This window comes from Mycobacterium sp. NGS19, from assembly GCF_059813155.1.
On record NZ_JCALEB010000006.1, the window covers coordinates 203,965 to 214,850 of the forward strand.

Annotated in this window: 11 protein-coding genes; 7 read left to right on the forward strand and 4 right to left on the reverse strand. The window is 68.8% G+C overall.

Going from position 1 to position 10,886, the window contains the following annotated elements; genetic code table 11:
* Positions 1-4 precede the first annotated feature (4 nt).
* Together AC5Y4N_RS18280 and AC5Y4N_RS18285 are read right to left on the reverse strand one after the other, a co-directional pair.
* Positions 5-1,078: a sulfate/molybdate ABC transporter ATP-binding protein gene (locus AC5Y4N_RS18280; RefSeq protein ID WP_499908410.1), complete on the reverse strand. Its 1,074-nt coding sequence runs from the start codon at positions 1,076-1,078 to the stop codon at positions 5-7.
* Complete coding sequence (locus tag AC5Y4N_RS18285) at positions 1,075-1,872, reverse strand: ABC transporter permease (RefSeq protein WP_499908412.1); 798 nt, start codon at positions 1,870-1,872, stop codon at positions 1,075-1,077. The genes AC5Y4N_RS18280 and AC5Y4N_RS18285 overlap by 4 nt, the downstream gene beginning before the upstream one ends.
* 104 nt (positions 1,873-1,976) lie before the next feature.
* Here AC5Y4N_RS18285 and AC5Y4N_RS18290 point away from each other — a divergent pair, with 104 nt between their 5' ends.
* The 3 genes from AC5Y4N_RS18290 to AC5Y4N_RS18300 all read left to right on the forward strand — a co-directional run bounded on the left by AC5Y4N_RS18290 (position 1,977) and on the right by AC5Y4N_RS18300 (position 5,084).
* Positions 1,977-2,651: an SDR family oxidoreductase gene (locus AC5Y4N_RS18290; protein ID WP_499908414.1), complete on the forward strand. Its 675-nt coding sequence runs from the start codon at positions 1,977-1,979 to the stop codon at positions 2,649-2,651.
* 29 nt (positions 2,652-2,680) lie between these two features.
* Positions 2,681-3,595, forward strand: a complete 915-nt coding sequence (locus AC5Y4N_RS18295) for an LLM class F420-dependent oxidoreductase (protein WP_499908416.1) — start codon at positions 2,681-2,683, stop codon at positions 3,593-3,595.
* A gap of 112 nt (positions 3,596-3,707) precedes the next feature.
* Entirely contained in the window at positions 3,708-5,084 is a 1,377-nt protein-coding gene (locus AC5Y4N_RS18300) for an NAD(P)/FAD-dependent oxidoreductase (protein WP_499908418.1), read from the forward strand.
* Here AC5Y4N_RS18300 and AC5Y4N_RS18305 read toward each other — a convergent pair.
* Positions 5,081-5,491 (reverse strand): PaaI family thioesterase, encoded by a 411-nt coding sequence (locus AC5Y4N_RS18305; protein WP_499908420.1) that lies wholly within the window; start codon positions 5,489-5,491, stop codon positions 5,081-5,083. The two genes, AC5Y4N_RS18300 and AC5Y4N_RS18305, sit on opposite strands and share 4 nt — an antisense overlap.
* A 121-nt stretch (positions 5,492-5,612) precedes the next feature.
* Positions 5,613-6,332 (reverse strand): iron reductase, encoded by a 720-nt coding sequence (locus AC5Y4N_RS18310; protein WP_499908422.1) that lies wholly within the window; start codon positions 6,330-6,332, stop codon positions 5,613-5,615.
* Positions 6,333-6,491: 159 nt separating this feature from the next.
* Here AC5Y4N_RS18310 and AC5Y4N_RS18315 point away from each other — a divergent pair, with 159 nt between their 5' ends.
* The 4 genes from AC5Y4N_RS18315 to AC5Y4N_RS18330 all read left to right on the forward strand — a co-directional run bounded on the left by AC5Y4N_RS18315 (position 6,492) and on the right by AC5Y4N_RS18330 (position 10,861).
* Positions 6,492-6,902 carry a BlaI/MecI/CopY family transcriptional regulator gene (locus AC5Y4N_RS18315; protein WP_499908424.1) on the forward strand — a complete coding sequence of 137 codons (411 nt, stop codon included), beginning with the start codon at positions 6,492-6,494 and terminating at the stop codon, positions 6,900-6,902.
* Positions 6,903-6,916: 14 nt separating this feature from the next.
* The gene (locus AC5Y4N_RS18320; protein ID WP_499908426.1) at positions 6,917-7,837 is read left to right on the forward strand and encodes a M48 family metalloprotease; all 921 of its coding nucleotides are present in this window, start codon (positions 6,917-6,919) and stop codon (positions 7,835-7,837) included.
* Positions 7,838-7,879: 42 nt separating this feature from the next.
* Positions 7,880-9,328 carry an NADP-dependent phosphogluconate dehydrogenase gene (gene gnd / locus AC5Y4N_RS18325; protein ID WP_499908429.1) on the forward strand — a complete coding sequence of 483 codons (1,449 nt, stop codon included), beginning with the start codon at positions 7,880-7,882 and terminating at the stop codon, positions 9,326-9,328.
* Positions 9,329-9,424: 96 nt separating this feature from the next.
* Positions 9,425-10,861 carry a GuaB1 family IMP dehydrogenase-related protein gene (locus tag AC5Y4N_RS18330; RefSeq protein WP_499908431.1) on the forward strand — a complete coding sequence of 479 codons (1,437 nt, stop codon included), beginning with the start codon at positions 9,425-9,427 and terminating at the stop codon, positions 10,859-10,861.
* Positions 10,862-10,886 lie beyond the last annotated feature (25 nt).

Here is a 10,886-nt window from a genome sequence, read left to right on the forward strand (position 1 = left end):
GTTCTCAGGCGGGATGAATCGCCACTTCGTGAGCCTTGACCGCGAACTGGACCCGCTCACCGGCGACCAGGCGCATCTCGGCTGCGGCTTCGGCCGTCACGTCGGCCGCTAGGCCGGGTGCCCCGTCTGTCTGCTCTGCGGCGCGCACTCTGACGCCGGCGCCGATCGCCTCCAGCTGCGCAACCGTCACGGTCACCGCGTTGCGTGGGCTGCCGCGCGGGGTGTCGCGGAACACCGCGACCGACGACGGGCGAAAGACCGCCACGGCACGGGTGCCCGGAGGCAGCCGGTGGGCGGCGGCGAACCAGCGGCTGCCGTTCGGGGCCCGCAGGGCACCGTCGTCGCCTACCGTGCCGTTGACCAGGTTCACCCCGGCGATCCGCGCGGCGAAGCCGCTTCGCGGGGCGGCCAGTACGTGCGCAGTGTCGGCGGACTCCACGATGCGGCCCGCGTCCATCACCAGCACCCGGTCGGCAAGGGTCAGGATGTCGACGAGGTCGTGGGTGACCAGGATCGCGGCCCGGCCGTCGCGGGCCAGCACCGACCGCAGCACCGCCCGGACGTCGGCGGCCGCAGCCACGTCCAGGCCGGCGAGCGGCTCGTCGAGCAGCAGCACGTCGGGCTCCGCGGCCAGCGCCCGTGCCAGAGCCACTCGCTGCGCCTGCCCGCCGGACAGTTCGCGTGGCGCGCGCTCGGCAAGCGTGGCGGCGTCGACCTGAGAAAGCCATTGCCGTGCCACCCGGCGCGCCGCGGCACGTCCGCGTCGCCGCGTGCGCGGTCCGAACGCGACGTTGTCGAGGACAGACAGGTGCGGAAACAGAAGCGCATCCTGCAACAGCAGGCTGATGCGGCGGGCGTGGGCGGGCACGAACGCACGGGATGGGGTGTCGGCGAGCACGCGTCCGCCCGATCGCACATGGCCGGTGTCCGGGCGCAGCAGCCCGGCGATCACATGCAGCACGGTCGACTTGCCGGCGCCGTTCGGGCCGATCAGTGCGACCACTTCACCGGCCGCCACCTCGAACGACACATCCACGGCCCGCCGCGCGACCCGAGCGTGCACCGTTACCCCGGTCATCGGTACGGCTCCCCCGCGCGCAGCCGGCGGGCGCCGACCGCGACCACCACCACGGCCGCCACCCCGACGAGCAGCATCGACAGCGCCACAGCCGCGTCGGCGTCGGCCTCGCGTTCCAGATAGATCTCGAGCGGAAGGGTTCGCGTCACTCCAGGACGCGAACCGGCGAACGTCAGCGTCGCGCCGAACTCGCCCAGCGACCGCGCAAACGCGAGCACCGCCCCGGAAACCAGCCCGGGCGCCAGGAGCGGCAGCGTCACCCGCCACCACACCGTCGTGGGCCGCGCCCCGAGTGTCGCGGCCACGTCCTCGTACCGCCCGCCCGCGCTGCGCGCAGCACCTTCCAGCGCGATCACCAGAAACGGCAGCGACACGAACGTCTGGGCCAGCACCACCGCGGTCGTAGTGAACGCAACATGGACACCGGCCGCATCGAGATAGCGCCCGAGTAGTCCGAGCCGGCCGAACGCATACAGCAGCGCGATGCCGCCCACCACCGGCGGAAGCACCAGCGGCAACAGAACCAGCGGCCGCACCAACCGCACCAGGCGGCCTTCGCTGCGGGCCAGCACCAGCGCCATCGGCACGCCCAGCACCAGGCATAACGCCGTGCTGGCGGCGGCCGTGCGCAAGCTCAGCAGCAGCGCAGTACGCGACGGCGGGCTGCCGACCAGCCCGGCGAAGTGGGGCCAATCCACCTTGACGGCCATCGCGACCAGCGGGAGGCCGACGAATACCACGCCTGCGACTGCGGGAATGTAGAGCCATCGCGGCAGCCCGACCGGCCGGGTCACGAATCAGACCCTAGACAGTTGCAACCCGGCGCGCCTGATTACAGCCGGTAGCTACCGTCCAGTAACATCGGTCCGGACAACATTCCGCCGACAGGAGGCTTGCGATGGAGGTGCTTGTCACCGGCGGCGACACCGACCTCGGCCGCACGGTCGCCGAAGGTTTCCGCGACGCCGGGCACCGGGTGGTCATCACCGGCGCTCGCCGCGATGAGCTCGAAGTGGCCGCCAAGGAGCTCGACGTCGACGCCGTGGTGTGCGACTGCACCGACCCGGCCAACCTCGCCGAGGCCGTGCCGCTGCTGCCCCACCATCTCGACACGATCGTCAACGTGCCCGCGCTTCCGTTCGACCCGGGTGACCCTCGCACCTACTCACTGACCGAGCGCGCAGCCGCATGGCGCCACAACCTCGACGCCACCGTCCTCGCGGCTGTGCTCATGGTCAGCGCGATCGGCGACCATCTGCGTTCGGGCGGGTCGATCGTCAACGTGGTCGCCGGCAGTCCCCGCGAGGGCACCCCAGAGGCGGCCGTCAAGGCGGCGCTGTCCGACTGGACGGCTGGCCAGGCCGAATTCTTCGGAACCCGCGGCATCACGATCAACACCGTGGCGTCCGGTCGGGGCGCCCAGGCCGGTTATGACGGTCTGTCGACCGGGGTGCCGGCCAGTGCGGACAGCGAAATTGCCCGTGTCGCTTTGTTTTTGACGACGCCTGCCGCGCGGCACATCACCGGCCAGACGCTGCACGCCAGCCACGGGGCGTTCGCGCACTGGGGCTGATCCCGCGCGCGGGGGTTACTGTCGAATCCGTGACGATTCGACTCGGCTACCAGATTCCCAACTTCTCGTACGGCACACCGGTCTCGGAGTTGTTCCCGACGGTGATCCGTCAGGCGCAAGAAGCGGACCAAAGCGGTTTCGACGCGGTGATGCTCATGGACCACTTCTACCAACTGCCGATGCTCGGCAGTCCCGACCAGCCGATGCTGGAGGCGTACACCGCCCTCGGGGCCCTGGCGACTGCGACCGACCACGTCCAACTCGGCACGCTTGTCACCGGCAACACGTACCGCAACCCCGCGCTGCTCGCCAAGATCATCACCACGCTGGACGTCGTCAGCGCCGGCCGCGCCGTGCTGGGCATCGGCACCGGCTGGTTCGAGCTCGAGCACGACAGCCTGGGGTTCGAGTTCGGCACCTTCACCGATCGGTTCAACCGTCTCGAAGAGGCCCTGCAGATCATTGTGCCGATGATCAAAGGCGAGCGGTCGACGTTCGACGGCGCGTGGTACCACACCAAGGACGCCTTCGCGAATCCCCGTCTGCGCGAGCGTATTCCGCTGTTGATCGGCGGGCGGGGCGAGAAGAAGACGTTCCGGTTGGCCGCGCAGCATTTCGACCACCTCAACATCATCGGTGGGTTCGACGAGCTGCCGGGCAAGCTGGCCGCGCTCGAGCAGCGCTGCGACGAAGTCGGCCGTGACCCGGCGACGCTGGAGACCAGCATGCTGGTGACCGCGCTGGTCGACGACAACGCGTCGGCCGAGCAAGTCCCACCGGAGATGAATCAGCGCATGGTGGTCGGCAGCGCCGACTCGATCGCGGAGCAGATCAAGACCAAGGTGCTCGACGCCGGTCTGACCGGCGTGATCGTCAACCTGGGGGTCTACTCCCCCGGCGTGGTCGCGAAGCTCGGGGAGGCGCTCAAGCCGCTGGTGAGCTGACGGCAGCAAAGCGCGGCGGGTGGCGAATCCCACTGGGTACACCCCGCAGCTGTGCGGTGTCGGCCGACTACCGTGGAGCTAGTCCGCAGATCCCCGCTGTCGAGGAGCCACCATGAGCGCGCAGTCCCCGGCCACGGCCGAACCGAGACGTCGGCATCAGGTCGTCGTGATCGGGTCCGGCTTCGGTGGGCTCACCGTGACCAAAGCGCTCAAGCGCGCCGACGTCGACATCAAGATGATCGCCCGCACCACCCACCACCTGTTCCAGCCGCTGCTGTATCAGGTTGCCACCGGCATCATCTCGGAAGGTGAGATCGCTCCGGCCACTCGGGTGATCCTGCGGCGGCAGAAGAATGCTCAGGTGCTTCTCGGTGATGTCACTGCGATCGACGTGGCCAACCGCAAGGTGACCTCCGAGCTGCTCGGCCACACCTACGTCACGCCGTACGACACGCTGGTGATCGCCGCCGGAGCGGGCCAATCGTATTTCGGCAACGACCATTTCGCGGAGTTCGCACCCGGTATGAAGACCATCGACGACGCGCTGGAGCTGCGAGCGCGGATCCTGTCGGCGTTCGAGCAAGCCGAGCGCTCGAGTGATCCGGCGCGGCGCGACAAGCTGCTGACGTTCACCGTCGTCGGCGCCGGCCCGACCGGTGTCGAAATGGCCGGGCAGATCGCCGAATTGGCCGACCACACGCTCAAGGGCACGTTCCGCAACATCGACTCGACGAAAGCCCGGGTCATCCTTCTCGACGCCGCGCCTGCCGTGCTGCCGCCGATGGGTGAGAAGCTGGGGCGCAAGGCCGCCGAGCGGCTGGAGAAGATGGGCGTCGAAATCCAGCTGAACGCGATGGTCACCAACGTCGACCGAAACGGCTTGACCGTCAAGGATTCCGACGGCACCACTCGTCGTATCGAGTCGGCGTGCAAGGTGTGGTCGGCCGGCGTCTCGGCCAGCCCGCTGGGAAAGCAGCTGGCGGACCAGACGCCCGTCGAACTCGACCGCGCCGGACGCGTCAAGGTGTTGCCCGACTTGACCATTCCGGGTCATCCGAACGTGTTCGTGATCGGCGACATGGCCGCCGTCGAGGGCGTCCCGGGCATGGCTCAGGGTGCGATTCAGGGCGCCAAGTACGCGGCCAACTGCATCAAGTCAGAACTCAAGGGCGCCGATCCCACGCAGCGCGAACCGTTCCAGTACTTCGACAAGGGCTCGATGGCGACGGTGTCGCGCTACAGCGCGGTAGCCAAGATCGGCCCGCTCGAGTTCGGCGGCGTCATCGCGTGGCTGGCCTGGCTGGTGTTGCACTTGGTGTATCTGGTCGGGTTCAAGACGAAGATCACCACGCTGCTGTCGTGGACCGTCACGTTCATCGGCCGCAACCGCGGCCAGCTGACCATCACCGAGCAGCAGGCGTTCGCGCGCACCCGGATCGAGCAGCTCGAGGAGATCGCTGCGACGGTGCAGAGCGAGGCGGCCAGCTAGCGCTGGACGTCGGTGAGGTTCTGCAGCCGCACCTGGCCTCGCGCCACCACGCGGTCGTTCTCGTCGGTGATCGTCACCTGCCACAGTTGCTGACGGCGGCCCCGGTGGATCGGGGTGGCCACCGCCTCCACCGAGCCGCCGCCGATCGCCCGGAGGAAGTCGGTGTTGTTGTTGACGCCGACGACCGTGCCGCCGCCGTTCTCGGACAGCCACACGTGACCACACACGCTCGATAGGCTTTCGACGACCGCACAGTAGACGCCGCCGTGAACAATGCCCCGCGGCTGTAGCAGTTTGTCGGTGATGTCGAGGCGCGCGCGGCCTTCGTCGGCAGTGACGTCCAGATACGTCAAGCCGATTTCGCTGTCGAATCCCTTACCGAACTCCAGTGATTGCGTGGTGGACACACAAAAGTGTCTACACGGCCTCGGCGCTGAAGATGAGACGGGGCCCCGCGTCAAGTGACGGCGGGGCCCCGTTCAGGATGGACCGGGAGTCGCTGCAGCCCTCAGCACTCCACGCGGTCCATTAGCTGATGCGTGGTGCGTTGCGCACGGGGAGGCCGAAGCTGGTGAACGCGTCGAGCACCAACTGTGCGCGCCACATTCCGATCTCGCCGCAGGTGCCGGCCAGTTGTGGAATCTGCGCCCCTGCCGTCACCACGGCTGAACCGACCATGCCCCACATCGTGGCCACGGACAGCGCACCGCAGCTGACCGCATGCACGTGACGAAAGAGCGGCGAAAGCGCGCGGTGGCAGCGATGCGCGGTCCAGGTCGTCAGTGCCGCCTGGCTCGGCAGGCGCACCACGCCGTCTTCATCCACGGGATCGTCGGCGACGACGCGCAAGGTCGGATCGACGACACCCGCCCAGTCGATCTCGCCTTCTGAGTCGAAATGCACCCACAGGTTCTCCAGGCCCGGGTCCCACGCCCGCGCCTCCAGGATCACCAGCGCCACCACGCGGCCCACCACGGTGTAGGCCAGCGCGGAGGCCAATTGCGACGCGGCGGCCCGACTGTCCATCTCGCGGGCTGCGGCGGCGAACATCGTGTACAGCCGATCGCTGCTCAACGCCGCGGCCAATGGCCACCACCGCCGCCGGCCGACATCAGCCATCGCGGCCACCCCGTACATTCGCGGGCACATCGGGTTCAGTTCGCGCAGCCGCCGGCTCGATTCGTGCAGCGGCAACGTGCGGACCGTCGTCATCGCGGCGATCAACGGATCGTCGACCAGGACCGTCATGCGTCCCTCCTTGAGTTAGGCTAGCCTAACCACATTGGACCGGTCCCCGTCAATGCAGACTGTGATCGGTCACATACGACACTCAGTAGTAAGCCAGTAGTAGGCTTGCGTTATTGCCGCAGGAGATGTGCCGTCTGCGGATGCGAGGAGCAAACAACCATGGCCAAGTTGACTCGGTTGGGTGATCTCGAACGCGCGGTCATGGATTATCTGTGGGCGTCGCCCGGACCCCAGACCGTCCGCCAAGTGCACGAGGCACTGTCCGCTGAGCGCGACCTCGCCTACACCACGATCATGACCGTGCTGCAGCGGCTGGCGAAGAAGAACCTCGTCGTCCAGCACCGCGACGACCGCGCGCACCGCTACGCCCCGACCAGGGGCCGCGACGAGTTGGTGGCCGGCCTGATGGTCGACGCGCTCGACCAGGCCGCCGACTCGGGAAGCCGCGAGGCCGCGCTGGTGCACTTCGTGGAACGCGTCGGCGCCGACGAAGCCGCCGCGCTGCGTCGTGCGCTGGCCGAACTCGAGGCCAAGCATGCGGCACCCGGTGACAGCCCGGACTCCGGCTGAGAGAGACTTAGCGGGTGTCCGCGCTGGCTTTCGTCCTTCTTGCGCTGACCCTCGCCGGCCCCCTACCGGAGATGCTGGCCAGGGCCTCCTGGCCGATGCGTGCACCACGGGCCGCGGTCGTGTTGTGGCAGTCGATCGCGGTGGCCGCGGTGCTGTCCGCGTTCAGCGCGGGCATCGCGATCGCCAGCCGGCTGTTCGTTCCCGGTATGGACGGCCGGCCCACCGCCACACTTTCCAGTGAGATCAGCGCGCTCGGCCTGCCGCTGGGCCTGACCTACCTCGCGGTGTTCGCGGTCACGCTGCTGATCGGTGCGCGGCTCGTCATCGCGGTGCTGCAGGTCGCCATCGCCACGCGGCGCAGGCGCGCGCACCACCGCATGCTGGTCGACCTGCTGGGCGCCACGCGCGCGGGTCACCTGCGCATCCTCGACGTGTCGGCGCCGATGGCCTACTGCCTGCCCGGTGTGCGCAGCCGCGTCGTGCTCAGCAAGGGTGCCTTGAACACGTTGAGCGACAAGGAGATCACCGCGATCCTGCGCCACGAGCGGGCGCATCTGCGGGCCCGCCACGACCTGGTGCTGGAGATGTTCACTGCGGTCCACGCGGCGTTTCCCCGGTTCGTTCGCAGCGCCCGGGCGCTGGACGCGGTACGGCTGCTGGTCGAGATGCTTGCCGACGACGCCGCGGTGCGCGCGGCTGGGCCCACACCGCTGGCCCGCGCGCTGGTGGCCTGCGCGGCCGGTCCGACGCCGTCGGGCGCGCTGGCCGCCGGCGGTCCGAGCACCGTCGTGCGGGTGCGCCGGCTCTGCGGCCGCGGCAACAGCGTGCTGCTGTCCGCAGCTGCCTACCTGGCCGCCGCGGCGATCCTGGTCGTGCCGACCGTCGCGCTGGCCGTGCCATGGCTGACCGAGTTGCACCGGCTCTTCGTCGCATAGCGAAACCCCTGCGCCACAACCGAACACACGAAAGGGCTACCTATGCCGCAAGCAGACCCCACCGCTCAGATCGGCGTCACCGGGCTGGCTGTCATGGGTTCCAACATCGCTCGCAACTTCGCCCGCCACGGTTACACCGTTGCGCTGCACAACCGGTCGATCGCAAAGACCGACGCGCTGCTGGCCCAGCACGGCTCGGAAGGAAGCTTCGTCCGCACCGAGACGATGGCGGAATTCGTTGCAGCCCTTGAAAAGCCGCGGCGGGTGCTGATCATGGTCAAGGCCGGCGACCCCACGGACGCGGTGATCAACGAGCTCGCCGAGGTGATGGAGGAAGGCGACATCATCATCGACGGCGGCAACGCGCTCTACACCGACACCATCCGCCGCGAGAAGGCGCTGCGGCAGCGAGGTCTGCATTTCGTCGGTGCGGGCATCTCGGGCGGCGAAGAGGGCGCGCTGAACGGACCGGCGATCATGCCGGGCGGCCCTGCCGAGTCGTACAAGTCGCTGGGCCCCCTGCTGGAGGAGATCTCCGCGCACGTCGACGGGGTGCCGTGCTGCACCCACATCGGGCCCGACGGCTCCGGTCACTTCGTGAAGATGGTGCACAACGGCATCGAATACTCCGACATGCAGCTGATCGGCGAGGCCTACCAGCTGCTGCGCGACGGACTGGGCTACTCCGCGCCGCAGATCGCCGACGTATTCGCCGAATGGAACACCGGCGACCTCGACAGCTATCTGATCGAGATCACCGCCGAGGTGCTGCGCCAGACCGACGCCAAGACCGGCGGCCCACTGGTGGACGTCATCCGCGACGAGGCCGAGCAGAAGGGCACCGGGCGCTGGACGGTCAAGTCCGCGCTCGACCTGGGTGTGCCGGTCACCGGCATCGCCGAAGCCGTGTTCGCCCGCGCGCTGTCCGGCTCGGTTGCCCAGCGCACCGCGACGGTCGGACTGGCCTCCGGCGAACTAGGTGAAAAGCCAAGTGACGCAAGCAAATTCACCGAAGACGTGCGCCAGGCGCTTTACGCGTCGAAGATCGTGGCCTACGCCCAGGGCTTCAACCAGATCCAGGCCGGTAGTGCGGAATACGACTGGAACATCGCCCCAGGCGATCTGGCCACCATCTGGCGCGGCGGCTGCATCATCCGCGCCAAATTCCTCAATCGGATCAAAGAGGCGTTCGACGAGGACCCCGATCTTCCCACGCTGATCGCCGCACCGTACTTCCGCAGCGCGGTCGAGGCGGGCATCGACAGCTGGCGCCGCGTCGTCGGCACCGCCACACAGTTGGGCATCCCGGTGCCGGGCTTCGCGTCGGCGCTGTCGTACTACGACGCGCTGCGCACCGAGCGCCTGCCCGCCGCGCTCACCCAAGCCCAGCGTGACTTCTTCGGCGCGCACACCTACGAGCGCATCGACGCCGAACGCGGCCGCAAGTTCCACACCCTGTGGAGCGGCGACCGCAGCGAGGTCGACGCCTGACGCCCCGCGAGCAGACGCGCAATCGCATCACCCGCGGGCTTGCCGTGCGATTCCGCGTCTGCTCGGCGAGTGACGGGGCGTCACTAGACTCGGCACATGCGCTTTGTGGAGGGCCACCCGCCCTCGTACGACCTGACCTACGACGACGTCTTCATCGTTCCTAACCGCTCGGACGTCGCGTCGAGGTTCGACGTCGACCTGTCGACGGTCGACGGGTCGGGCACCACGATCCCGGTCGTGGTGGCGAACATGACCGCGGTGGCCGGCCGCCGAATGGCCGAGACCGTGGCCCGTCGCGGCGGCATCGTGGTGCTCCCGCAGGATCTGCCGATCACCGCGGTTAGCCACACCGTCGAATTCGTCAAGAGCCGCGATCTCGTTGCCGACACCCCCGTCACCCTCGAGCCGGACGACTCGGTGTCCGACGCATGCGCGCTGATCCACAAGCGCGCGCACGGCGCGGCCGTCGTCGTATTCGAAGGCCGCCCAATAGGGTTGGTCACCGACGCCGTCTGCGCCGGGGTCGACCGGTTCACCCGGGTGCGCGACGTGCTGGTCGCCGACTTCGTCACCGCGCCCGCGCACACTGACCCGCGCCAGGTGTTCGACATGCTCGAGCACGCCCAGATCGACGTGGCGGTGCTCACTGAGCCGGACGGCACGCTCGCGGGGGTGCTCACGCGACGAGGCGCGCTGCGCGCGGGCATTTACACCCCAGCGGTCGACGCCGCCGGCCGGCTGCGGGTCGGTGCGGCGATCGGGATCAACGGTGACGTCGGCGCGAAGGCCACCGCGCTCGTGGAGGCCGGTGTGGACCTGCTCGTGATCGACACCGCTCACGGCCACCAGACCCGGATGATCGACGCGGTCAAGGCGGTGGCGTCGCTGGACCTGGGCGTGCCGGTGGCGGCCGGCAACGTCGTGTCGGCCGAGGGCACCCGCGAGCTGCTGGGCGCGGGAGCGACGATCGTCAAGGTCGGGGTGGGGCCCGGCGCGATGTGCACCACCCGCATGATGACCGGGGTGGGCCGGCCGCAGTTCTCCGCAGTGCTCGAATGTGCCACTGCCGCAACCCAAATGGGCGGGTACGTGTGGGCCGACGGCGGAGTGCGTCATCCTCGCGACGTCGCGCTGGCCCTGGCAGCGGGCGCGTCGAACGTGATGATCGGATCATGGTTCGCCGGCACCTACGAATCCCCGGGCGATCTGCTGCACGACCGCGACAACCGGCCGTACAAGGAGAGCTACGGCATGGCGTCCAAGCGTGCGGTGGCCGCCCGCACCACTGCGGACAGCGCCTACGAGCGAGCCCGCAAGGCGCTGTTCGAGGAGGGTATCTCGACGTCGAAGATGGGCCTCGATCCCGACCGCGGCGGCGTGGAGGACCTGCTCGACCACATCACCTCCGGGGTGCGTAGCACCTGTACCTACGTCGGTGCGTCGACCATCGCCGAACTGCACGAGCTGGCCGTAGTCGGCGTGCAGTCGGCGGCCGGCTTCGCCGAAGGTCACCCGCTGCCGATGGGCTGGTAGCAGCCCCCGCCGAATTCGTCGGCAC

Excerpts from the sequence above, each read along its gene's own strand:
- AC5Y4N_RS18330 (WP_499908431.1), top strand. The coding sequence starts at position 9,425 with ATGCGCTTTGTGGAGGGCCACCCGCCCTCGTACGACCTGACCTACGAC.
- AC5Y4N_RS18300 (WP_499908418.1), top strand. The coding sequence starts at position 3,708 with ATGAGCGCGCAGTCCCCGGCCACGGCCGAACCGAGACGTCGGCATCAG.
- gnd (WP_499908429.1), top strand. The coding sequence starts at position 7,880 with ATGCCGCAAGCAGACCCCACCGCTCAGATCGGCGTCACCGGGCTGGCT.
- AC5Y4N_RS18315 (WP_499908424.1), top strand. The coding sequence starts at position 6,492 with ATGGCCAAGTTGACTCGGTTGGGTGATCTCGAACGCGCGGTCATGGAT.
- AC5Y4N_RS18290 (WP_499908414.1), top strand. The coding sequence starts at position 1,977 with ATGGAGGTGCTTGTCACCGGCGGCGACACCGACCTCGGCCGCACGGTC.
- AC5Y4N_RS18310 (WP_499908422.1), bottom strand. The coding sequence starts at position 6,332 with ATGACGGTCCTGGTCGACGATCCGTTGATCGCCGCGATGACGACGGTC.
- AC5Y4N_RS18280 (WP_499908410.1), bottom strand. The coding sequence starts at position 1,078 with ATGACCGGGGTAACGGTGCACGCTCGGGTCGCGCGGCGGGCCGTGGAT.